Annotated in this window: 20 protein-coding genes; 3 read left to right on the top strand and 17 right to left on the bottom strand. The window is 48.4% G+C overall.

Annotation, left to right across the window (positions count from 1 at the left end; all coding sequences use genetic code 11):
- Positions 1-46: 46 nt before the first annotated feature.
- Both U2F10_RS12885 and U2F10_RS12880 read right to left on the bottom strand, forming a co-directional pair.
- Positions 47-472 (bottom strand): hypothetical protein, encoded by a 426-nt coding sequence (locus tag U2F10_RS12885; RefSeq protein ID WP_499866825.1) that lies wholly within the window; start codon positions 470-472, stop codon positions 47-49.
- Between the two features lie 224 nt (positions 473-696).
- A complete protein-coding gene (locus U2F10_RS12880) occupies positions 697-1,125 on the bottom strand; it encodes a GFA family protein (RefSeq protein WP_163700271.1) in 429 nt (142 codons plus the stop codon).
- A 295-nt stretch (positions 1,126-1,420) separates the two neighbouring features.
- On the opposite strand from U2F10_RS12880, the gene U2F10_RS12875 reads away from it, so the two are divergent.
- Positions 1,421-2,656 (top strand): hypothetical protein, encoded by a 1,236-nt coding sequence (locus U2F10_RS12875; protein WP_499872329.1) that lies wholly within the window; start codon positions 1,421-1,423, stop codon positions 2,654-2,656.
- 98 nt (positions 2,657-2,754) lie between these two features.
- Here the strand turns inward: U2F10_RS12875 and U2F10_RS12870 are convergent, their stop codons facing one another.
- The 14 genes from U2F10_RS12870 to U2F10_RS12805 all read right to left on the bottom strand — a co-directional run bounded on the left by U2F10_RS12870 (position 2,755) and on the right by U2F10_RS12805 (position 21,386).
- Positions 2,755-3,534, bottom strand: a complete 780-nt coding sequence (locus U2F10_RS12870; RefSeq protein WP_163668099.1) for a DUF8692 domain-containing protein — start codon at positions 3,532-3,534, stop codon at positions 2,755-2,757.
- Between the two features lie 666 nt (positions 3,535-4,200).
- Complete coding sequence (locus U2F10_RS12865; RefSeq protein WP_499062333.1) at positions 4,201-4,491, bottom strand: hypothetical protein; 291 nt, start codon at positions 4,489-4,491, stop codon at positions 4,201-4,203.
- A 21-nt stretch (positions 4,492-4,512) separates the two neighbouring features.
- Positions 4,513-4,806 (bottom strand): hypothetical protein, encoded by a 294-nt coding sequence (locus U2F10_RS12860; protein ID WP_163668103.1) that lies wholly within the window; start codon positions 4,804-4,806, stop codon positions 4,513-4,515.
- 12 nt (positions 4,807-4,818) lie between these two features.
- A complete protein-coding gene (locus tag U2F10_RS12855) occupies positions 4,819-8,325 on the bottom strand; it encodes a DUF6519 domain-containing protein (RefSeq protein ID WP_499872327.1) in 3,507 nt (1,168 codons plus the stop codon).
- Between the two features lie 42 nt (positions 8,326-8,367).
- Positions 8,368-10,626 (bottom strand): hypothetical protein, encoded by a 2,259-nt coding sequence (locus U2F10_RS12850; RefSeq protein WP_499872326.1) that lies wholly within the window; start codon positions 10,624-10,626, stop codon positions 8,368-8,370.
- Positions 10,623-13,292, bottom strand: a complete 2,670-nt coding sequence (locus tag U2F10_RS12845) for a putative baseplate assembly protein (protein ID WP_499872324.1) — start codon at positions 13,290-13,292, stop codon at positions 10,623-10,625. Before U2F10_RS12845 ends, U2F10_RS12850 begins: the two co-directional genes overlap by 4 nt.
- The gene (locus tag U2F10_RS12840; RefSeq protein WP_499872322.1) at positions 13,289-15,769 is read right to left on the bottom strand and encodes a putative baseplate assembly protein; all 2,481 of its coding nucleotides are present in this window, start codon (positions 15,767-15,769) and stop codon (positions 13,289-13,291) included. Before U2F10_RS12840 ends, U2F10_RS12845 begins: the two co-directional genes overlap by 4 nt.
- A gap of 1 nt (position 15,770) precedes the next feature.
- Positions 15,771-16,130 carry a GPW/gp25 family protein gene (locus tag U2F10_RS12835; RefSeq protein ID WP_006514835.1) on the bottom strand — a complete coding sequence of 120 codons (360 nt, stop codon included), beginning with the start codon at positions 16,128-16,130 and terminating at the stop codon, positions 15,771-15,773.
- Positions 16,130-16,453, bottom strand: a complete 324-nt coding sequence (locus U2F10_RS12830) for a PAAR-like protein (protein ID WP_163668113.1) — start codon at positions 16,451-16,453, stop codon at positions 16,130-16,132. The genes U2F10_RS12835 and U2F10_RS12830 overlap by 1 nt, the downstream gene beginning before the upstream one ends.
- A gap of 39 nt (positions 16,454-16,492) precedes the next feature.
- Entirely contained in the window at positions 16,493-17,026 is a 534-nt protein-coding gene (locus U2F10_RS12825; RefSeq protein ID WP_163668115.1) for a phage baseplate assembly protein V, read from the bottom strand.
- Entirely contained in the window at positions 17,026-18,168 is a 1,143-nt protein-coding gene (locus U2F10_RS12820) for a hypothetical protein (RefSeq protein WP_499872320.1), read from the bottom strand. The genes U2F10_RS12825 and U2F10_RS12820 overlap by 1 nt, the downstream gene beginning before the upstream one ends.
- Positions 18,161-18,481 (bottom strand): LysM domain-containing protein, encoded by a 321-nt coding sequence (locus U2F10_RS12815; protein ID WP_499872318.1) that lies wholly within the window; start codon positions 18,479-18,481, stop codon positions 18,161-18,163. The genes U2F10_RS12820 and U2F10_RS12815 overlap by 8 nt, the downstream gene beginning before the upstream one ends.
- On the bottom strand, positions 18,481-19,137 hold the full coding sequence (locus U2F10_RS12810; RefSeq protein ID WP_499062339.1) for a CIS tube protein: 657 nt from the start codon (positions 19,135-19,137) through the stop codon (positions 18,481-18,483). Before U2F10_RS12810 ends, U2F10_RS12815 begins: the two co-directional genes overlap by 1 nt.
- A 272-nt stretch (positions 19,138-19,409) precedes the next feature.
- Positions 19,410-21,386, bottom strand: a complete 1,977-nt coding sequence (locus U2F10_RS12805) for an eCIS core domain-containing protein (protein ID WP_499872317.1) — start codon at positions 21,384-21,386, stop codon at positions 19,410-19,412.
- 241 nt (positions 21,387-21,627) lie between these two features.
- Here U2F10_RS12805 and U2F10_RS12800 point away from each other — a divergent pair, with 241 nt between their 5' ends.
- Entirely contained in the window at positions 21,628-22,164 is a 537-nt protein-coding gene (locus tag U2F10_RS12800; protein WP_499872315.1) for a TetR/AcrR family transcriptional regulator, read from the top strand.
- Positions 22,165-22,288: 124 nt separating this feature from the next.
- Complete coding sequence (locus U2F10_RS12795) at positions 22,289-22,732, top strand: DoxX protein (protein WP_163668127.1); 444 nt, start codon at positions 22,289-22,291, stop codon at positions 22,730-22,732.
- 77 nt (positions 22,733-22,809) lie between these two features.
- Here the strand turns inward: U2F10_RS12795 and U2F10_RS12790 are convergent, their stop codons facing one another.
- Positions 22,810-24,516: an eCIS core domain-containing protein gene (locus U2F10_RS12790; RefSeq protein ID WP_499872313.1), complete on the bottom strand. Its 1,707-nt coding sequence runs from the start codon at positions 24,514-24,516 to the stop codon at positions 22,810-22,812.
- Between the last annotated feature and the right edge of the window lie 100 nt (positions 24,517-24,616).

Raw genomic sequence — 24,616 nt, 5'->3', positions numbered from 1 at the left:
ACAGATTCTTGACCAGAACTATTCGTAAATAAAATCTATGGTGAGTCTAGTGTGGTAATTTTTTTGACGGCTCCCACCGTATGGTCAGCGTTGTGCTTTCACGCTCGACAAATGCTTGATGATACACATTTGCACCCCAGGCAATAAAATCTCCTCGTTTTTCAAGCAAATAGTTGTGCGTGTCAGGAGCCTTAAAGTCAGGACGGCTTGAGAACTCTATCCGAAAACCGCCGCTGTCACTCATTAGCATAGTTATGGTACGACCATAGCTAATGGGTTTGTTCAACCCTTTCGTTTCTCCGACAAGATGATGCATCCACTTTGCAGATAAATTTGAAAATCCTTGACCATGGGGGGTGAAGCGTAGATTAACATCCTTAGCAGGATCTGCCTTGGTCCAATCACTAAACCCAATAAACCAGCCAGTGCCATTGGTATCTAGGTTGTCGAGATTACCAAATTCAATATCCATGTTTAAGTATTATGCTCAATTTTTCAGGAAAGCTGAACCGATAATTTCAGCATCGATATTATATAGGCTGAACTTTGAACATAATCACCGCATGAGGTGGGCCATGGTGAGCCATGCAGCTGAGTTTTATTGCTTTAAGCTTAATCAGATCCTGTTGTTGTGAGCTGTTAACCATCACCCGTGCAAGATTTATTTTGCTATGTGATGCATCCCCTAAAGCAGTCTTATGCCGAAGGTGGTGCATATTTTGCAAACACTTCAGCCTCTGTCATATTTTCAGTCTTATTTGAGAAGTCGTAAAATTCAGGTTTTTTGTCAATAAATACTTGATGCTCAAAGATAAACTGACTATCATCATCGAATAGCCCAACTAACATACTATATTCGTTGTTGCCTTTGAGTCTGTAAAAAAGATGGCTACCACATTTTTTGCAAAAGCCGCGCTCGGCCCATTCCGATGAGTCAAAGACCGATATATTCTCCGCTCCTTCAAATGCAACCTCTGTACCGCAGCTGACGGCCATAAGAGGCCCACCGTTCCATTTTCTGCACATGTGGCAGTGGCAGGCACCCATATTTTTATGGATAGTCTTTGCGGTGAAGTGTATGGCACCGCAAAGACAACTTCCTGTTCCTGTCATTAGATCTGTCATTTATCTCGAAGCTATGATTGGTTAATGAGTTTCAGCGTGATTGAGCAAAGAACTCTTCCCGATCTTAACCACGGTTTTAGCCTGCTATTCTGTCTATTCACAGAACTTATACAGCCTGTATGCTAAGCCTTGTAGCTTTTACTTCGTATTACTTCGATGAACTTCACCCTATGTCTCTGGCAGCGTGATTGATTCAGGGGGGTGCAAGATACTCATGGAGGATGCATTGCCCACGGTGGCACAATGGGCGCACAGACACACATTATCTTTGCGGGGCTTTTGCTCAATTAGTTTTATGTTTTATAGATTATGTCGTTCCCTGCGACGGTTCTTTCATCGCTCTCGAACTATCAATAATGAACCGCTGAACAAAGTTAGTTTAGTGGTCATTATCCTGATTGATATTTTTATTTTGACCAATGTGTTTATGGGCTTAAACGATATTGGTCAGTGGTACATGGCTCCTTCTGAAGTCTATCCTTGCTATGCCGAGTGGGATAGCTATCGTGATCAGACTGCTGAGGATAAAGACTTTAATCTGGTCCGATGGGCAGCTGATGAAAACAATGTTGGCTTGAAGCAGCAGTATGGGTGGACGGCTGTTGATCGTTTGGGTGAAATAAACAGTGTCTGTTTACAGTACGCGGATACTAAGGATGCCATTAAACAACCCAGTAATACTAACCGATTGGAGCAGTTGAATGGGAAGGAAGATGCGATCGCAACCCTAGAAAATACAAATCGCACCATTCGCCAGCAGTATGACTCTACGCTCCTAGAAGAAATTGCAGAACAACCCCGTGATCAGTCCATTAATCTAACCAGTGCCGCCCAGGCCAAGGCGACACTAACAGAGAATGAGGCTCAGATTACGGCCCTCAAAGCGGAAATTACAACCCTTAAGGATGAGCTCCTGTCCAGCTCAGAAAGTGCAGCCTTTCTCACCCTGCTCAACCAAGATTCTGCATTTCAAACCATTGAGCAAGGGTATGACCGAGCTAGTTTCTGGTATCCCAGTATTCAGCTAGCTTTTCAGGCGATTTTCCTTGTGCCGCTGATTTTGGTGGCTTTTGGCGGTTACACCATCGCTCAGCGTAAACGCTATGGCCTCATTGCCCTGATTAGCTGGCATCTCCTGGTCATCTTTTTTATCCCATTGATTCTCAAAGCGTTTGAGTTTATGCAAATGGGAGTCTTGTTTACCGCTGTATTTAATATTGTCACCGTCCTATTTGGCAGACTTCTGTTTTTGGTCAGCTATATTTACATTTTGCTGATTCCGCTGCTAGGCTTTGGCATGATTAAGTTCGCTCAACGGTTTATCTTTAACCCTAAACTCCAAGCTGCAGGGCGTATACAAAAGTCACGCTGTATTAAGTGCGCCAAAAAGCTACAGGCCCATGACAGCCATTGTCCACACTGTGGCTATCATCAGCACCAGGAGTGCAATCACTGTCACCAGCCCACATACAAGTATTTACCCTACTGTCATCACTGCGGCACAGCGCAGCCCGTGGCAAATACCCGATGAGTTATTCAACTAGATGAGGATTCAAATCCGACGCGCATGATGGTCATGATAGTAGCAACACTCCGTGGCAGTTAGGTGATGCGTTTAAAGTGCCATCGTTAACGATCTTGACCAATATGGAGACCTTTGTGTATTATCTGCTGTTTTGCAATTCCATCAGAATAGTAGGGCAGCTCAATGTTTGGTTTGGCTGCACTGACTCTAATTGAGTATTTGCCAATTTGGAAGCAATAAACAAGCCAGCTGATAATACCGATAAATTTTGCACCATCTTCAAGCAGATACGAGATTCGACCTGATGTCAGGAGTGGGATGGGAGCGGCAGGATACACTATGGCTAATGCAAAATCTAATGTGTATGAAAGACCAAAGAAAACGAGTGCAAGAGCTATAAATATATAATCTGTTTTAAGAATAAGTTGGTGAAATCTAAGCAAGTAAAAAAGTAGTAACCCACCATAGCTTGCATAGGTGACACCTTCTGGTATGCCCAGTTTGGGCAGAACTTTTTCATGGAGTAAGAAGGCGTCATCAAAACCGAGGATTAAGGTTAGCAACGTCGAAGCCAACAAAAACTGCTTGATCTTGTGGTGATTGCCATTGTTTTCAATAACGCTAGCGCTAAAAAAACAGAGCATTGCTGCGGCAGCCCAGCAGAAGAGACCTATTTGAGAAAGAAATCCTGCATAGACAGGAATGCGACCGACAGCAATTATATCCCTGGTGAGCTGATCGATGGGAACGTCATACCAGAGATGAATAAATACTACCTTGCCTAAGAAAATAGTTGAAATAGCTGCGATTAATCCGATTAAGGGCAAATTCCCCCTAAACTGTATATAAAGAGAGCCTAGAAAGTTCTTTCTTTTTGTGATCATGGAAGAGTTGTAGATAAAAAATATTAGTAGGGTAGAGCATTTAAGTTGGGAAATTTTGGCTGGGTGGGGAATCAGGTGTCAGAAGTCAGAAGTTATGCTGTAATTAACTATCATGTTTAACTTCGCTTAAATTTCCCTTAACTATTGTGGCAGCTTTTAACACTGGCTGCTACTACAGACTTATTGCAGCCTGACCATAGCAATAAAGGGCTTTTAGCATCACATTGCATATGGTGAGCATCGGATAAGCATTAAGAATAGGTTAACTATTGTTTAAGGGTCTCACCTGTAGGTAAGTATCCTATGAAAGCCATATGAGAGCTTTCTTATGTCATGGCAAAAACCATAAAAAAGCCCTTGCCCATGGAAGTGTTTTGTAACAATTTATAGTCTTATTGGACTGACAAATAATGGCAGAAATAGCTGTTTTGTAAGGAATGTAGTGATCGATAAATCAGTTTTAGACTATGAATAGATATGTATTTAAATTTTGGGCATTTTTCATCGTAGCTGAGCGATTTAGGCCATTTTTTAAGGAATATAAATCTAATTTTTAAGACGTTTCAACACTTGTTGAGGACAATTTAGCACCTGGCAACAGTTTGCAAACAAGAAAGAGTGCTAATGCCAGAATTATCGCTGGCACAATAGAATCATTACATCTGATTAATGTGTTGTAGGGCTGGTAGCTACTGTTAGGTAATCTTTTGGGCACTGCTGATAGTTCAGGATGTAGTAACCTACAGGTGCAGCTTCTCGGTAGGCGATAATGCAAGCATACTGATCAGGCGATAAAATGCTAATTGCTTCCTCATTGGAATAGTTTTTAGCGCAGCATGTGCGAAGGTTCTCTGGGCTATGGAGATCTTGATAGGCCTGTGTAAAGGTTTCTGCCCAAAGACTGGTGACGGTATTGGCTGACTCTACTCCAACTTTCCTAAAGGCATAAATTAACAAAAATGTGAAACGATGTTGTCATCAACCTTGCTGTTTACGGCGCACGCCAGTGTCATTTGCTTGAATTTCACGTTTTAGACGTTCTATTTCCTGATCGTAACGGCGAATATCAGTATCAAACCGTGAAATCGAAGCCTCTCTGGCTTTCTTTGTAGTATTTAAACGCTGCTCATATTGTTGTAGCTGACGTTTTTTGTCGGCTAGGGTAAAGCTGCCAGGGCTTGTTTGTTGGCTAAATTGCTGCATTTGCTGCTGGAGTTGCTGCGCAAATTTTTGCTGCGCTGACAATATGTCTTCGATACGTTTGATTTCCATAAAACCTCCTGGCTATGAATAAACATTAAAGTCACCGGGGTTCGGCGGGGTAACCCCAGAACCAAAGTTAATAATTGATCCGCTGGCAATATTACCCATTACAGTAATCCTCTCTGGATTTGATAGATCCATGGAAGGGAAATTGGGATTATCCGCAGCCTTGACCTGATTACCCATCACCACCAAGTGTCGTCCCCAGGTCACCACGGTCGCATTGCCTTGGCGGCTAGTAATAAAGTCTGTAGGGGGCTGAGAGGTTTGCGATCGCAAATGGAAACATTGGTTCTGACTAAAACTAACCTGTTCAAAGCCCACCCGGGGCTCATTCGGATTGCGCAAAAACTCGACAAGATGGGGTAAGCCAATCCCTTGAAAAATATTATCATTGACCATGGCATTGCCGACTTGAGGAAAACGAACATCAACATTCGTTGGGGCAAACCATCCCAATAGCAACAGCGACCGATGGGTGGGGATCAGGTTCATCTGAGCTACAGCCTCTGTATCACTGTAAAACACATGGTTTTGAGTGATATCGCAAGATAACACCAGGCCAATTGCAATGCCCCAGAATGCCGCTGTCGCGGCTACTTCTCCCTGGCGTGAGATGCCTGTATTGATAATCTGAGAAGACTGTAGAGTCAGGTCTCCTAGCACTGAGATAATAAAAATACCAGCACCCACAGCGGTTGTTGCCGCAATACTGGTGGCGTTAGATGTGGGTGGTCGATAGCCACAATGATCTAAACGGTTGTTGGCTAAGTAAGCCTGTTCAATCAAATTGCTAGCCGCAATACCTGCCACCGTCATATTATCAATTTGGTTGCCAGAAATCTCCAGGGCTGTTTCTGAGACTGCACCAATACCGTAGGTGCCATCGCTAATGTGGTTGTCAAGTACGCGATTACCTACACCTTGGATGGGAGGTGTGCCCAACAGAAAAACACCAAATTCAGCACCACTAATGTGATTATTTTGAACCACGGTCCGCTGGGTATTGGCCAGCGCCACTCCCATGGGAACAGCTGCGGAGAAATTCCCCGACACTGTCATTTGATTTGCTGAAATTTCAATCCCTTCCACATTAGCTGCGCCAATACCCGTGAGAACTCCTGTGATTTTGTTCCCTTTTACAACGCTGGCATTGAGTTCCAGGACAGGCAGGGGGGCATCATCGTTCTCGGCAACTTCTCCTAAGAAAATTGATAGGGGTAGCTGGGTGTTGCCGATCTGAAGCCCTCGATCCAAATTGGAAATTATAGTGTTGTCTTCCACTCGGGTGTGGGTTCCAAAGACTCGAATCCCTCCCCAGGAAGGAGAGTCTAGATTGATGGTGTTATTTGCAATCATGCAGTGATTACCGTAGGTGATAATCCCATAGAGATAGGGATCGCTCCCTGCTAAATATTGATTGTCAAATTCTTCGATGGGTAGCTGTCGAATTGCCGGACGACGAATCTGGTTGTTAATAATATGACAGTAGTCACTGTGAACGCCCGTAACAATGCCGATAAAACTATCCTGAATTAAATTATCTGTGATTTGACAGTTGTCACCTAGTAACACATTCTCCGAGGTCAGTAGGTTTAACAAAATGCAGATGAGCCCCACCGGGTAGGTAAAGTCATCAATTTGGGCTGTGGGGCCGATAAACTGATTATTGGAAAAATTGCAGGTTGCGATCGCTTCTGCCCAGATCCCCGTGAACATCAGACGGAAGACATTATCCCGTAGGGTAATTTGTTCACTGTTGACCACAGCAAATCCCAAGGCAGGTCCCATGGGTAGGTTTGAACCAGTGTTGTCGGTATCCTGGGCTAGCTCTACCTCAAACTGACAATGGTCTACTTGCACATTGAGGCCGTTACTAATGACCGCCACGGTTAGATCCAACAAATTTGAAGGTTCAGGGTCTATACCGGCGGCTTCAAATCGAATTTGATGGACGACGACATTGACCACCTGTTGATTGCGAAGGCGCTGAATTCGCAATAGGTTGAGCCCATTGTTGCGGACCACGCGAGTGCCAGGACTCTCTCCTTTAAGAACAACGTTGGATCGTCTGATCCAAATCGCTTGTTGGATAGTATGGGTCCCCGTTTTGAGGCAAACACATCCTCCCTGGGGTGGGAGTGAATCTAGGGCTGCTTGAATACTTTCTCCCGGTTGTACTACAACGGTGCAGCAGGATTCTCCAGGGTCTAGTTCGGTCAGGGGACAAAAGCTATGATCGCAAATCTCCAGAACTTCCAGCTCGCCATTGCCATCGGCATTGGTTAAAAACTGAGCGATGGCCAACCGACAGTATTGGTGGTCGATGCCCAATGGCAGCTGGGGAATGGGTGTAGGCACAGGGGTATCGGTCACCGGCCATTCAATCTGGCCCGTGGCGGTACGGGCTGGAATTAGCCAATAATCACCGGTTTTATAGGTACCCTCGGAAAACAGAACTTGAATACCGCCTTCTAAGGATGTCCAGTCTGCTGAGACTGGCAGTCCACCGGTTGCTGCTCCATCCCAGCGACGCAGCTTCGGATGGTAATCAGGATTGATGCCATTGGGAAACTCAGCGGCTAAGGGGGTAGGCGCTGAGGCCAGCACAATCACAGGACGACCGGCAGCATCATTGGTAAAGTCGTCAATCTGTAACAATTCCCCTGGTTGGCCATTCAGCTCAAGGGCATCGTCTATGATTTCGACCCACTGGCCTTTGGCAAACCCCAGCACATCGTCGGGGCCCAGATCAGCCACGGTGATTTCCTGGCCATCCATACCGTTGATGGCTGTGACCACAGAACCATTGTCCCGTGACCACTTGAAAGTGGCAGTGTCGCCATCGCCACCGGCATGAATTTCCACCCGGTATAGCTGATTTTCTAACCTCAGGTAGCCCGCACCGGGAGGAATTAGACAGGGATTGTCCGTGGCCTCGGCGGCAGCTGTGCGGGCATTTAACATGCCAGTGCTGGGGGCGATCAGATCATCCCATTCGGAGAGATCACCGTCGCAGCTGAGCTGATTGACCGGCTCGGTAATGGGCAAGACTTTAACTTGCCATAGGGTTTTTAGCCTTGTTGCGGTACTGGGTCCACCCAGCGCCACTTCACGAATCTGGGGATCGTCAATGGGCAGAATATGATGTTTCCAAACATCCAGATAAATAATGGCGTTAGTGGTACCGGCCTCAGCAAACAGGCTACTTAAATCGGCAGGATTGGGTAAATCGAGTTGTTGACTGTAGGCGACATCGGTCTCATTAATGCAGAGAATACCGTTAACGTAAAAGCGGCCAGCACCGATGGTAAAGTCATTGTCGACGGCTTCAATGCCAAACCCTGGATCGTCTTTAGGAGCCCCACATGGACCAATCACATCGCGGGCTTCGGTTTCAATCCGATGTTGATGGATCTGTTGTTGTTCGACCCAGTCTGAGTCTAACAACAAGCGCCCCATCTGCAACAGCACCATATTGTAGTGCTTGGTGCTATCGAAGGTATCTCGACTAAAATCTCCCTTCATGGAGGCCTCCTGTTAAATCCATCGCTAGGTACTAGACAATCACTAGGTGATGTAAAAAATGCCGGCTTCTAGGCTGAAGCGTAGATATTCGTCCAAGCGTACTCGTAAATTGGTCTCTCGTTGGGGTTGATAGAGATCATGAAATACTCCCATTTCGGCTTCGTCATCGGCTCCCCGACGAATTGCCTCTGCACAGCGCTGACTTAGTTGACCATAGGCCGGGTCGCCATAGCGTCGCGAAGTAAATTGGGGGGATAGACGGCGTTCTATCTGGGCTTGCTGATCGGGGTCTTCGATGGCTGGCAGGTTGAGTTGTGTGGCCAGGGCGGCCAGGGCTAAATTGGGCTGACATTGGTAACGACGTGGGGCTTGTGAATTGAGCGGTAGTGATGAGAATCGAACACAGCCAACCTGACGGCGCTGGACGGTAACTGTGTGGGTAAAGATGCTGTTACTGGCTTCCAGACTGCGTACCGTGGTGGTGCCTAAAAGGGTACTGGTTTGGATATGGGTGGGGGTGTCAGGGGCTGCGATCGCAACATCTCCTCCTCCATCCACCAAACTGGTTACCACCCTTAAGTCTTCAATCGTTTCAGCAATAGTGACAGGGCCTGTAATGGTGTGGTCCAGTTGGACGGTCAGCAACGAATTATTTGCCTGAACAGCCAGACTACGGGGTACCGGTTCAGTGTTAGTAAAGGGAACAAGGGTACAGTGATCTAATTGAACTCGATTCACATTACCTGGCTGCACCGTAAGTGAACCTTCTATCCAAAGACCATTCAAAAACAACTCGCCGGGGCTGTCGTTACCGTCGGGAGCAGTTCCCGCTATTGTCAGGTCACCCTGTAAATGGGGACGCAAGAATTCTGGTGCTAAGTCTCCCAGCTGGCGCTGCAGTAATGGTGAATCCGGTATGGGCACCAGGGGCCAGTCTGCTGCTACGATTAACAACTGACTCCCTTCAGGAATATTAATGGTGGGAAAGTCTTCTCCATAGGTTTGGCTGTCGATAATGGCAATAACACCAAAGCTGCCAGGGGGCCGAGCATTCCACTGGTTAATAGCCTCACTTAAGGTCGGTACGACATCGGCATCGGCAGGGTCAGCAGCGAGACTCACCCCCCGCTGCCAGGTGACCGGACGCTCCAACAGGGGTAAAACGGAGTCTCCACGGTCGTAGGGACCCCCACCCACATCGTGACTAAAGCCATAGGTGTAGCCGACATTAACCTGTTCCGGCACTACCTCTGGTGGGAAAGAGATGCGCCCGAGCAGTGGATCCACAGCCACTTGAATTGGCAACGAGACGGGAGCCTGGTCTGGATCAGAGGGCTGATAAGATTGTGTTGTGGGTGGACGTCGCCAATCAGCCAGATTACAGATGAGAATTTCTTCAGGGGGAATGGATGTTTCTACACCATTGTCCACAACAACAACCTCAAATACCGGCTGTCGAGCCCCAGTCTGACTGGAATCACCCGTAGCAAAGTACTCAGGTTGAAACGATTGTCCATTGGCAATGGCCTGTCGCCAGGCCTCCAGCTCCTCATAGAGCACACGACGAGGCAAGGGATCTGGCACATTAATCGGGGCAGCCAGGGTAAACAAAATTTCTGGTAAAGGCGGGTTAAACAGGGGGGCATCTAGCCCCACCGGATGGAACCGGTAGCGGCCATCGGCTAGGGGGCCTACGGGTCGAGCAGCACTCAGAAAGAGACTGAGGCTGTAGGGCTGTAACCGCCACAAATGTAGGCCAATATTGGGAATGTTATACCGTCCCCGTTGGGAGGCAATCCGTCGCATTTCGGCCAGGTGGGGCGTTGTTTCAAAGGGAGTGCCAAGATAGGTCAATGCCTGCCAGCGACGTAAATCGGGGGTAACAAGATTGTGCTGTCGGACATGGTTCATGGACTGAGTGGTTGACAACAGCTCAAAGAACTCCACCACCCGAGCTGGCCACCCTGTTACATCTCGAGCCAGTTGTTCTAACATGGCCGCCGTACCCTTACGACGGCGATAGCCGATGGTATTTGCTACTTGATCACGATTACTGGGGAATTCAGGCAGATTCGTATAAAGGGGACGATTCCCAATCAGATCGCCAATGTAGGGCACCACCCACTCGGCACAGGTTTCAATAAACTGGTCATCATAAAGCTGTTCCAAATCCGTTTCTAGAACGGCTACTTCCCTTGCCAATACCTGAACCAACGCCTTCAGGGGTTCTCCCTGATCGACATCACGGATGCGATAAATGGCAGGCAACAGTTTGTAAAGGGTTTCTGCATCAAACGTCATGACAGTACCCCCAATTGATCGAGTGCCGCTGGATCTAAGGTCAACAGTTCTGCCGCCAGCAAGTTAGAACCATTGTGCTGAGGTACGGCTGCCGGTAGTGGCCTTTTCAGACCGTTGATCAGCAACAAACCATAGCGTCTGAGTAAATCCAGGTCCACATGCACCACACCAGTCACACGTTGCATCACCGCCAAAACCTCACTCAGGGCCACCCCTTGCCCAAAAGCACGGGCTTCAAAGGAGAATGCCCTGCGCATAGCCTGTTTTACGGCATCCAGTACGCTATCAGCCTGAAAATCAGGATTGATTTGAATCTTGCCTGCCAGCGTAAATTTGGCCGCTCGATAAGACTGGACCTGTATTGGCACATGGGGATCGCCAGACTTCTGCAATTGTTTTAGCAGTTTAGCAATCAGCTCAGCTTCAATGGCTTCTCCGTTGGGACCGGCCACCGTGACAAATACCCCCCGATGTTGGCCCATCCAGGTCCAGGTGGCCAGGGCCTTGGCAATGCCCCCAAAGGCTCTAGAAAAGTCTTCAAAGTCCTGTAGCGACACCACCCGATCAAGGGTGAGTACGGTCAATGGCGCATTGTCGCGGGCGTTGGCCAAACTCTCGCCATTGTCCCCACCGGTAGCGGGTAGGGGATTAGTGACAGCTTTCAGTCCCAGGGGACGAGACATTAAATTGGTCAGCTGATCAGCTCTGACATTACCTGCCAGACCCAGGCCCTTACGATATCGGGCATCGATATTGTTAATGCCAGTAGGCAATTGCTCACCGGTGTGCCCATCCCCAAATTTCACCAGGGTATTACCCGCTTCAGTGAGGCGAGTGATAAAGCTGCGATCTTGAGGTGTTTGGCCATAGAGCATGGGCGCTTCATGCCAGCGGATATCATTTACACGAATCTCTAAGGTGGAGAGGGCACCACTGGGGGTGGCATCACTGCTGACATGGGTGAGTGGCGACTGTCGCAGGGTAAATGTTTGATACACCTGGCTGGCATCGCCATTGCCTAAAATCTCTTGAACAGTCTCACCATGGGTGGCCGGGGCCACATTGGCGTTGATGGTGACAGTATCTCGCCGGTAAGGATAGGTAAGACCTTTTTGTAAGATAATTTGGGTGTAGCCGCTTTGAATGATAATTGTTTTTAGGGTAAGAACCTCACTGTGGGTCACTCCAGGAAGATCGGCTCGTTCCCCGTTGAGAATAAGAGGCTGCCCTGGTTGCAATCCCAGATAAAAGCTGTCCAGTGTAATGGTGTCTCCTTGCACTGCTTCTGTTATTGGTAAATTTGCCAATGACAGAGCTTCGCTTTGGGCATAGACCAGGGTCCGTCGGATAATGTGAAAACTATTGGAATTGGCCTTCCACCAGTCGGTATCCAAAATCAGGCGAGTGGTTTTACCGCTGAGATTATACTCACTGCGGGTCAGGGTACTCACCTGGTTGATTGTGGCAATAACAGGGTTAGAGCTGGGGGCTTTGCGAATGGCCACATGGCCACCCTGGGTAATGCCTTCATAGGCATTATCTAAAAATAACCAGCTGCCAGATTCCCCCGCAGGCTGCCATTCTATCTGCTTAAGCGTGCCATTTTCGATAACAGGTTTGGAATAATCACCACTATCGTCATATTCAATTCGTTTGGCTGCATTATGGCCAAACACGGGCGCACTCAGGCGAAAAACGTAAATCTCTGCCGGTTGAGGGGGGGCAGTTTGTTGGGTAACGATTGTTTCTGTGAGACTGTCTACGGACCATCCCTGGTTTTCTATCAGGGCTAACAGATCTTCCTGGGACCAGCTTTTGCTAATGATTCGACTATCGATTTGGGCCTGGGTAAGGGGAACTTGCTGGTTAGGTTCCACACCTGGAGGAAAGGTGGGATTATTAAATCCAGGCAGTGCCGGTGGCGCACCCGAGATCAGATCCAGACGAGTGGTATTGGCTGCCTGGTCGAGGGTTACGCGAAAAACAGTTTTGAAACTGCGGCTTGGGCCTTTGACAATCAGGAGTTTGTCTCCTTTTTGGAGACTGTTGGTAATTCCCTGTACGGTAACGCTCTGATTAACAGAACTGCTGGTTTGCGGCTGGGTCAATCGGGGTCGCAGGCTGTTCCAGGCAATTCTGGCTTCGATGGGGGTTGAGGTTTCGAATAGCTGGGGTAGCTCATCTTTGCCGGCAATACTCTGCACTTTTGTACCAGCGTCCAGGGTAATTTGGGTAGGAGAACCGGGTGCAGTATCCAGGGTAAAGGCCAGCTGGGTGCTGGCAGCGACACCCGGTTGTAACTGGTAGCCAATCAGGCGAGCCAGGTGTCGAATCGATAGGCGTTCGGTGGCGGTATGCAAATAAGATTCTTGAGCAATACGCTCCTGGTAGAAGGTGAGCACATCAGCGACGGTGGCCCAAGCGTCAAGGAGTGCGATCGCAAAGTCATCATCATCTCGGGTTGTCAGCGCCTGTAGGGCCGACAGCTCCGCACTAGATAGCTGGGCCAACATGCTCTGCTTAAACTGGCCATGGACACCAGCGCGGTAGGTGATAGTTTTCAGCCCGGCCCGATTAAACACCTCTACTGGCGTATATAAGCCAATGCCATCACAACAGCCACAGTCATTTAACGCCAGCAGTTCCCGAGCCAAAAATGAGTTCATTTCCCTGCCTCCATCTGCAAGCGTAATACTCCCTGCTCCTGGAAATCAGGATCATTGTTGAGACTGGCAATTTCCAGACGATCCATCTCTAACACCCCAGTGACAAGGCCCTCTTTACTGGGGATACCCTGCCGCTGAAAGATTTTAATGTGGGCTGACGCCACCCCGGTAACAGCCTGTACAGCAGCATAAATGGGACTGAGATACACCGACTGCCCAAAGGTAAAATTGTCGGGATGAAAGAGACCTAACCGACCATCCGGCAGTCTACGATTGCTCAATACCTGTAGTACCGCTGCCTTAACATCGCTGCGAAAATAATTGTGATGCACACACACCAACATCTCAATTTCCAAAGAGACAAATCGCGGCCCATCCACCTCCAGGTCATAGCCCGCCATCCGAAATCGTTCCAAATGCTCTCGTAGCTCTGTTTCAAACTCAGCATCAACTAATCTCCCCCCCAGACGATCCACGGTAACAAACACAGTGCGCCAGCTCCCTGTCCAGCGAAATGTGGCCACAGCTTTTTGTACTTCTGGGTGCCGTTCAGCAGCAGCAGCGTAGTCCGCCAGGGTCACGGCTCGTTCCTGCACCCTAAAGGCATAGGGCGCAGCTTGACGCACCTGTTCAAGACTTTCTGGGGCCTGTCCTCCTCGGGCAGGCAATGGGTTACGAATCTGTTGAATCGTGCCTAGCTCGCTCACCGCATGGGCTAAGGTGTCGGCTCCGATATTACCTGCGGGACCATTGCCAATGCGATAGGTGGCACTCAATCGGGTACCTGGGCTGGGACGTAAACCATAGCGATCGTCTCCAAAGCGGATCTTGGCACTACCGTCATTCTCAGTTTCGACCACAAAGTTCAAATCTTGACGACCACTACTCAGTAAATCTCTGACGGGTCGCCATGTCGCTGGTTGGCTGCTGAGTTCACTCTGCAACGTAATGGCCGGTAAGGCCGTTCCCAATTGTCGTTGGAAGGCCACCTGGGCAGACGATGGGGGAGATGTGTAGGCGGTGACCTGGGTCAGGGGGCCTGTTGCCAGACCGGGGCGAAACTTAGGAATAACCGGATTGGGAACCGTTGGCTGACAGCGATCGCCTGCTGCCACGGGCACTTTAAACAGCGTTGGCGACGGTACGGTACCCAGAAATTCTTGAGCAATAGTGGCCCCGTGATCGGCGAGAACAATATTACCCAAAGCCACTGTAACGTTCGCTAAAAACTGTTCCCCCTGGACGGCATCTGCCTGGGCAGACAGACATAGGGCAAAGGGTAGCGCATCGGCATCATCCCAGGTGATTTGGGTGACATTTACCGGCTCATTGTTGGGGGGCTCAGCAAACTGTCCACCGATGGGATCTGCCATTAAGGTGACCTGGGTTAACCGTACGGCCCAACGGTGGCTGGGGTCGGCATCTTCGGGGTGTCTCGTGCGGGGTCCCAGTATCTCTTCAAAAATTAAAATGTCGCCCGCATTCAGATTAGGATAATGATCGCTAAGGGTGGCCTGGGTGCTCCCCTTGGGCAAACAACAGTCTTGATCTCCCCAGGTGTAAAACTCTAATTGATTGTGGGTGGGAAATAGGACGGCCTCCGTCATGGTTTCAAAAATAACAGGCCGTTGCCCGAGGGCTATTTTGTATTGGGAGGAACCCGGTGGAATCAGCCTGGGTTGTCCCGGCACCTGGGTGAGTACCTGGGTGCCCTGGGGTAGGTTAACGCTGTTGTTGCCGCTGACCTGTACCTGCACCCAGGTGCGGGCATTACAACCATCGTGCATAAAATAATCTACAAGGCGGGCATGGCGACGCACAGAGGTGCGTTTGCGGGCTGTGTCGAGATAGGCTTCGGTTGCGATCGCATCCTGTTCATAGCTAAGATAATCCCCCACATAGGCCATTAGCTCCACCAGGGCGATGCCGATATCCGCCGGATTCCGCTCAAATCCCTGGGGCATCAGCACCGCCAACCGATCCAACATTAACCGCCGAAAGCTAGCATAATCCTTGGCCAGGTAATTAATGGCTGGTGTGGGCGTTGGTTCTGGAGAACAAATTCGTTCTGTTTCGCAATCAAAATCGCTAGGGCAGTCAACCTTAAACGAAAAATTAATCGCCGACAAAATCGGATCTAGCCAGTTGGGCGGTTCGTTACCCTCAACAATTTTGAGGGTATAAGTGGAATAATCTCCCCATTGATTAACCCGCAGTCGAATTTCTACAGAGTCATTAGCGGTAACAATCTCCGTTACCTGAATATCTCGGATTCGCTCGCCGCCCTCAATCTGAATATTGTCAGCATCGAGACCATTGGCCCCCAGCGGCTTTAACAGAAAAACCAATAAAATTAGCTGCCGATCACTGTTGTTGGGTGCATCATTATCAAGCACCTCTAAATAATCAATGCCATTGAGACCACTGGCAAGAACAGCAGCGCGACGGCGATGATCACAACAGAAATACCGCAGCATGTCACACCTCCCGCGTAAACTGTGCAACCTGCTGTTGTTGGGTACGGCGTACCAAATAACGCACGGTGACACGCAGGGTAGACGCTTCGTTTTCCACCATCACCTCATCCACCTGGATTAAATCCCCCAACCACCGTTGTAAGCCCCCCCTCACCGTGGCCTGGGTTGCCGCCGACAAAATGTCACTGTTTGGGGCAAACACAAGTTGTAATAACCCACTCCCAAAGTCCGGTCGATTTACCCGTTCCCCAGGAGCTGTAAACAACACCTGCTCGATTAGATCACGAATGTGACCTGACCCATCGGTCAGAGCTGTGCGCCCTCGACTCCGATCAATGTGGAAGGGAAAATCTGTCACCATCAGATCGCACTTACCCTCCCCTGGGTGGCCGCAATGATCAAGGGAGTGCCTGTTGGGGTACAAATTGCCTGACTATCCAACAACAACACAGGAATACCCATGGACGTCACCCGAGTTGAACCGGTTACCCACTGGGCCGTCACACAGGGACCATTAGCCGCTGGCGGCGGCGGCAGCGTACATCCCGCAATTCCATAGACCGTCGGCTGAGTCACAATCGGCTGACCACTCACCGTCACCCGAGGGTTTACCGATGTGGGTTGAGCTTGTCCAGCATGGCTGCACAACACCGTTGCTCCTTGATGCAGAATAAATCCTGGCATTGTTCTTTGATTCCTCCCTATACGCTCCTTTCTGTACTGCTAAGTCACCTTTAAAGCCCCCGCATTAATATCCGTAATGCCTGTAATATTCACCGTCGTCGCCTTGAGCGTGATGGTAGGTGCTGTAATCGTCACGCCACTAGCATCAACGGTAATAAAAGAAGCCGGTCCGCTATTGACCATCACCCCCGGTGCCGTCATCGGAGGAACTGGAGCATCGCTAATCACCACAGCTCCCTGGGTGACACTTTGCATCACCGCTACTGGAGTTCCAGGCGTCGTTTGTCCCGCCGCCGTGGTTGGCACCTCCGGTGTAGACCCCCACCAGCAGCCTACCCAAATCGGATAGTCCGGATCACCCTGTTCAAACTCTATCCATACCCCAGCCCCAATTGGCGGAATAAAATACATCCCCATTTGCGGTCCAGCCCAGGGAAAACAGGGTAAGGCCCAGGTGGTAGACGGCAACAACGAAAAATCCGTTATTGATACTTGAAGACGTCCCCGTCGTTCAGGGTCAACGTTATTGACCACCGTGCCGCGATATTTACCATAAAACTTCTGTCCATTCATTATGCAGGCACCTGGGAAACAGTGGATACTAAACCATTGCGAGAGAGTTCAAAACTTTGCTTGTGGGCATCACGGGTGATGGTGTGGGTAACATTATTAACGTAATACAATCCATCAAAGGCCACACCTGCCCCCCGCACCCCCACCAATTCTCTTGCTTTTAGCAAGCGGCCATAGCGCAACACATCCAGACTGCCCGAGCCAGTTACCGCTTCGGCAGAACGAGCTGCCTTGGCAAGACCCATCATGGTAGCTCGTACAGGCGAATATTTAGCTGAGTCAGAAATCACCTCAAACTGTTGAGGGATAGGCGACACGGCCCCCAGGAGAGGATTTAATGGTGTAATATCAGGAATAGGGATGGGAATCGGAACTTTTGTTGTGGGATTTTGAACTGTCACAATTGGCAACATCTTTGCACTATCATCAAATCGAAAGCTGAGAGATTCCACATTGGTGTAAGCGTCCATATCTACATTCAATGCCGGTTGAGGCTGACCCACTTTTATTTCAGGTCCCCAATAGGCACAGCTAGTCAGGGGAGCTGGTCCTGGCTCAAGGTAAAACACATAGCCCACCTCATCGGCAAGCTGTTGAATATAGTCCAGATCGGTACCTTTTTGTTGGGGAACCCGGTCGGTTGGTAGCGGCACATCTAACAAAACACTGGGTAATGCTTTAGGAATAATCCCTAAGGCAGCGTATTTGGCCAGGATAGTCAGCACTCGGGTAAATGGCGGCATCGCTGGAAAAGGCGTACCCGGCGGATTACTAAACCGGGGGTAGTTCATCACTTCAGTGAGATCGCTGCCCATAATCGTCAATGTGGCTGGCTGGCTGCCAACGCCAGGTGAGATCGACTGCTCTTTAACTACCCCATCAATCAGTACCTGGGGTGTGCCATTGACTGTGACGACAATCACCACTCTTAGCAATGGAATCGTTGCTCCTCCAGAGAGCAAGAAAAGGGTTTGCAAGGGGGAATTGTTGCTAATTTCAAAACTCAATTGAAATCCACTGGCGGAGCGTGCCGAAATGCTGATTGAGACTTCTGTTAAGGCATCCAAAACAGTTTGTGGGACTGGTACTGGTACAGCCGGTCCCACCATGAGGGTAAGCAGGTGCTGACTACCCCTAATCATTAGCTGCCCCTGGAATACCTTCAGGCAGAGTAATCCGCAGCGTTTGCCCCGTGGTTGCGGTCAGGTCATTGGGGCGGATGGCACCGTTGGCATCACATATTCGCCAAAACTGTTCCGGGTCACCTAGATACTGGGCAGTGAGATTATCCAGTCGCTCTCCGTCCCTGACGGTATGTTCTTGCAATAGGGCAAATCGTTCTGGTGGCGGAACAAATCGACGACACAAATACGCTACAGACTGGCCTGTCTCACCCTCAAGCGGCTTGGTTTCAATAGTATGGTATCGACTGGTGGGAGGAAATATGTCATTCATTAGGGCAAGCCTCCTATGCCAGAACTATTGAAACTGCCACGGGGTATTTTGGTTGCAAACTGTTCTTTTTGTTCTAGATAGCTCATAAATAGTCCCCCACCATAGCTTTCAACGGGAATATCAAAAATGCTGAGTACCCGCATACCCAGACTGACTTTGGCCCGTACCGGATTTAAGAAAGAATCAAAGGCTTCTTCGGTAACGCTAAACTCTGTGAGGTTGACGGGCAATATACGCTGTTTTCCCCAAATAAATAACAGTAACGGGGCCTGCATTGGGGTAATTTCTAACGTTCCTGCCTGAGCCAAACGATGATTAGCCTGAAGTTGACTGGTGCTGGGGTAAATCAATGTTTCCAGCGCCGCTAACTGCGGATAAAGGCCAAATTCAACCGCATCCGGGTTCTGCTGCGGAAATTCACGCTGGTCCGCCGTATCAAATTCAACTTCCAAGTTAATGGTTTCGGCAGCAGGGCCTTTTAATCGCAGTGCTTCTGCCCGATTACTATCCCCCGACTCCACCCGCAGCACTTGCAAAGAACGACTGAAGGTTTCGGGATTAAATTGAAAATTGATCAGCCTTAGCAGTTGACCATTATCTGCATCAACCTGGGCAAGCCCGCCCTTTTTTAAGAGAGGTGAGATTGGAGTAGTCATTAAACGATTGTCTTAAGGGGCCAAGAACTTGCTCAAATGACTCTGAAAATGTAACCCTGGGAGCTGATGATCCTAGTTATAGGTGTAAACCTAAAATGCCATACAACTGTGTGATTTAACTTTACTCAGAAGCTACCGAATCTGCTTTAGAACAACAAACAGTGCTACAAATTTGACTAAAAATGAAACTTATTGAACAAATTCGTAACTTACGTTAATCAAGCAGAACAAATCATTGTTGCTGGTGTCGATTTCCCCTTTCTCGAAGAGTTTTACAGAGAACTCAAATCATCAAAATCCAAACTGATAGGCTGCTTTCGTCTCTTTTGTGTTAAGGCTCCTGGCTTAACCTGACGGAGCTTTAAAGCCTCAAATCCGTCTTTTTGACTGTTTTGGCAGGTTCTAGTGGTGCTCGAACTAGTTTCAGTGCCTGTCCCTTCAACATAAACTTTATTACGGCTTACAATTTTTAGCTTTTTCGGATTTTTGTTGTTGATGTGGGGGCAGTAACTAATGGTATCGTCACTCCTGTAAACCACAGTACAGAGCTGTTTGGCTATACCAGCTGGCAGAACTGAGAGAGTTGCCGTATTACAGGCATAGAGATTAATGACAGCCCCAGGTGCAAAATATGGCTTCAAATCCATGCCAGCGGCACCATCAACGCTCAGCGCATAGCCATTTACGAGACCTGCCTCATTAAAGTTAACCCTGGCTGTATTAATTGGCCTCTCATCTTCATCGCCATATTCGTCAATAATTTCTTCCCCAGGGGGAAAGATTTTGCCACTGAGTGCCAGATAAGAGTCATTGCCATGACCGACGAGGTTGAGTTCAGATACGCCTTTTTTACCCTGGGCCTTAATCTTATCTGCCAACGCTTTAACGCTACCAATCACCTCTCCTTTCCCACCGGCTGCTGCTCGAAAATCCTCAGTCGATGGGCTCCATGTATGATCACCCACCATGGCTTTCGCTTCTCGATGTTGGTTGTTCCAGACAGCGGGTTTTTTGAAATCTCCTAAAACCCAGAGAGTCTTGCCCTGGCTGGCTGGTGGCATTTTGAAGTCAGGGCAGATGGTCTCCTCTGTTTCCTCTGCATCTGCTTGTGGTGTGGCAGTGTCTGTGGGTGCGCTGACATTGCCGAGCCTGCTGCAGACACCGTAGGCTTTGCCCTTATCCGTTGCGAGATCAAACGCTTGTAGTTTCTGGATTAATGCGTTGTCGGTGAGGCTAAAGTCTGAGTCGCCACAGAGAGATAGCAGGCAAATTCGGCGGGCACGTCTGGCTCGTAAACGGCGTAAGGGGCCCACTTTGAGGTTTTTATTTTCAACCTTGCGCAGCCATCCTGTCAGAATGGAGTGGATCAGGGGACGGCGGGCACGATTTAACTCCGTTTCTTCCTCTTCGCTTTGGGTACACGTTGGCCTGGCGTTCGTATTGTCTGGGGCACGCTGTAACGTGTTGTGGGATGATGCTCCCTTGCCTTGCTGTAGGGTGTGAACTAACTCGTGCGCAATCAGGCTTTGTCCACCTGATGTGTGAGGGTTAAAGGCTCCTTGCGCAAAGGCGATGTGGTTGCCCACAGTAAAGGCGCGAGCATTAAGGCTGTGGGCGAGTTGGGGAGCTCGCCCCGTCGTGTGTATATGGACGCCTGAAAAGTCCTGGCCGAAGCGAGGTTCCATGAATGTTCGGACCTTAGAAGGTAAGGGCTGTCCAATACTTTGCTGTATAGCCTGAGCCCCAGATTGAATGGCAGGTGTAGCATTGAGTGATGGGTTAGAAGAACGTTTGGTCTGTAGGGTTGCGTCTTCCTCTTCCTCCGAATCAACCTGTCTTTGAATCAGAGGGGAAATTTGACCAGCGATGGGTGTTGCTTGCAGTGTTGCTTCTTTCTCCTCCTCAGGGCCTATTTGCCGCTGCAAACTAGGTCCTGGCATCTGTATAACCTGATCAGCAATGCGATCGGCTTCCTGTTCATATTTATCGTTGGGCTGTCCTATTTTCAGTCTGGACTGAGTTTTAGGACTGAGTGATGGCAACGCCTCATGCAAAACAGGTGACATTTTAGAGAACGCTGGGGGCCATACAGAGGGACGTTGCCGATGCTGCTGCTGACTCTGAAATTGGCTCTCCTTCTCGGACACTCCCACTGACTGATCACAGCCACAATTCCGTTTCAGAAATCCTGGCGACATAGGCGTGAAAGATGGTTGTTGTAAGGATTGAGCTTGAACAAGCGATCGCATGGGCTAGTCCTCCAGGCTATCTGTAGCCATCCCCTAACCTCCCCCATTAAATCAGGTTAGGTAGAGCGATCGCGTCATTCGTGACAAACCTTTGCCTATCCCGCCCAGTTGTGGATGGGCAGGAATGTGACTTCTCTAGAAGTCGCTCCTACGATAAAGTAAACCACTCCCAAATTATTGCCTTGCACTTTTTGGTGATCCACAGTAAACTACATACATGTAGATAGATACTGAAATCACTTTGAGCGATACGAGGACAAAAATTTTGGACGTGGCGGAGCACTTAACCCAATTAAAGGGGTTCAATGGCTTCAGTTATCTTGATTTGGCTGATGCTATCGGCATCAAGAATTCAAGCATACATTACCACTTCAAAGCTAAGGCTGACCTGGCTTTGGCGTTGGTTGAGCGCGTTTATGAAGTCCAAAGTACCGCCCTTGATGCTTTCGATAACAATCTCGATACGCCACAACAACGATTGCAAGCAGTGGCCGATTCTTTTCAAGCCTACATTCAGGACGAGAAGTTCTGTTTGTGTGGAATGATGGCGGCAGAATTGCAATCAGTGAGTCCCGCCGTGAGAAGTCGCCTTACTCTGTATTTTAAGGACCTTCAAGCCTGGCTCACTAAGCAGTTTGTGGCAATGGGAGAAACCGATGCTCAAAATAGGGCACTCAGGTTCGTCAGCACAGCGGAAGGCTCCTTGTTGCTGGCAAGACTTGAGGGTGATCCTCAAATTGTTGGTCAAGCGTTGAAGAGTTTTATCCACGACCAATAACATATTTTTTTGCCTCATTTATCTACATACATATAGGTCAGTTTTTGGCGCATGTTTTGTTGAAAGCTGGCCTCAAATCTTTTCCCTACCTCCCCCTAATTCTATGAGCCCAAAGGAGGCTATTATGAAAACCGACAAACCTTTAGAAATCTCTCTGTTCTTAATCCGCATTAGTGTTGCTGCCTTTTTCTTGGTTTGGGCAATTGGAAAAATAATTGCCCCTGGAATCACTCAAGCCGTTGCTGAATCTTACTACTCCTCACCTGTGACAGGATCTGTTTCGGCTGTTATAGGGATTCTACAGTTAGCGATTGTTCTAACTTTTTTGGCGGGTTTATTGAAGACCTGGACCTATGGCTTGCTACTAGGAATGCATGCTGTTTCAGTACTCGTTTCACTCAAAAATTTGGTTGATCCATACACAGCGCCTAATTATTTATTCTGGGCAGCCATTCCCACATTGGCGGCGTTAATTGCGTTGTTTCTATTGCGTGAGCGTGATCAGCTGTTTGTCTTAGGTCGCCGTCATCTGTCTCAAGAGGATACAGCATCTCGCCAAATTCTATAGAGTTTATTGGATGCTATCTGGCATTCATCTGAAAATGCCAGATAGTGTCTATACAGACAATAATAGGGCACTTTTGTTTATTCAGACACTTCGTTAAAACAGCGTTCGGTATCACGTTTGCGCCGCGGCTTACTACATTCTTTGTCTCGACATTGCATAAATTTTTGGAGTTTTGGTGCTCGTTCAAGAATCCAGGAAAACTGATCACCTCTCTGTGTCAAATTTGCAAATTCTGCAGACGCATCAGCTTTTTGCCTTGCCTGCCGGAGATCTTCGCGAAGAATCTGATTGACCTTTGTTCTGGTTGATTCTCCAACATTAGTCTTCTGCTGAATATCATCAATAATCTGAATAATTTTTACTTGGGGTTCTTCTCGAATGTCTTGAAATCCATAACATGGGTCACTTGCACTCGGTCCAGATCTCTCAAATTGATCTAATTCTGCTATTTTGCCTTTGACATTCACAAGATTAAGCTCTTTAGGAGGTTCTTTAGCAGTAGAAAATCGGTTTCTTTTACAGGGATCCCTACGGGATTGAATCTTCTCTAGTAGAGTTTTCTCGCCCGGTGGATTAATGATATCTAATTTTTGAAGCGGTAGAGCCTGACCAGGGCATAACCGGTTACGTCTGGCCCAAGAGATAGCGTGAACTACCTCATGCACAATAGTGTCGACCAGTTCCAGAGGATTATCTCTGGCTGCCCGTATCTTCGGATTAATCGTCAGGATGCCACGTTTCTGATCGAAACCACCAAACGTCTGAGCACTATCGCTGAATGTACGACGTATACGCAGCTTGATTGGCCCGTGATCTCCTCTTTGGCATTTACAATTTCCTAACCAGTCCCAAAGATTTTGGAATGTAGGATGGTTAAACAACTCAGTGATAACAAGCTCTTGCTTTGTACGTTTCTGTTGGACGGGTTCATTCTCATCATTCTTCTCAGCATAACCAAGACGTTTCTTAAAGCGCTCTAGTGACAGCCGCATAATCATCGGTTTTGTCAACAGTGTTGGATGATGAGATAATAGTGGGTTAAATGTGGTGTTGTTTGCAGGTGTAGCGGTATTGTTATTCACATAAGCGGCTTCATCGTTTGCAGGTGTAGCGGTATTGGTATTCACATAAGCGGCATCATCGCGAGATTGCCTCACTCGCAGACGAGAATGTCCTCCAACTTGCTGTATTGTGTGGGTCAATTCATGAGCTAATAACTGTTTCCCGCTAGTTGTCTCAGGTTGAAACTCTTGTTGGTTGAAGAAAATATCCTGACCAAGTGTGAATGCTCGCGCATTCAGTGAACTGGCAATTTTGTTGACAGAGGGTTCGGTATGAATTCGTATTCCACTAAAATCCATGTCGAATCTTGGCTCATAGAATGCCCGTAAAGATTTTGGCAAAGGTTTTCCAAGGTTGCGCAGGGTATTGATTTGAGTCTGAGTGTTTGGTGTGACTTCAGGTGTACTGCCTGGTAATTCTTTTGTTTGAAGCGTCTCTTCATCTTCCTCCTCAGACTCGACCTGCCTCTGCATTAAGGGTGTCGCTTTTGGTTGAATCGTTTCCTCCTCTTCACACTGAGTACATTTGCGCTGGATGACAGGAAGTGTTTGCGCAGAATGGAACTTGGCTTGAACAATATCTTCATCAGCTTCCTCCAGGTCAACTTGGCGTTGAATCTGAGGTTCTGGCATCCGCATTACTTGATCTGCAATGCGATCCGCTTCTTGTTCATATTTATCATTCGGTCCCCCAATCTTCAGCTTCGGCTGAATTTTTAGCATGGGTGTTCCTAATAGCTCATGTAGAATTGGTGGTGCTTCTTTGGCTTCTGTTCGCTCGCTCGCCTGTTGTTTCAGTGTCAGTTGACTGCCAGACCCACCC

It is taken from the genome of Leptothoe sp. EHU-05/26/07-4 (assembly GCF_043421015.1).
In the GTDB taxonomy this organism is placed as follows: Bacteria; Cyanobacteriota; Cyanobacteriia; order Phormidesmidales; family Phormidesmidaceae; genus Leptothoe; species Leptothoe turfae.
The sequence above is the reverse complement of the archived record's forward strand: the minus strand, read 5'-3'. Positions and strand labels throughout refer to the sequence as shown.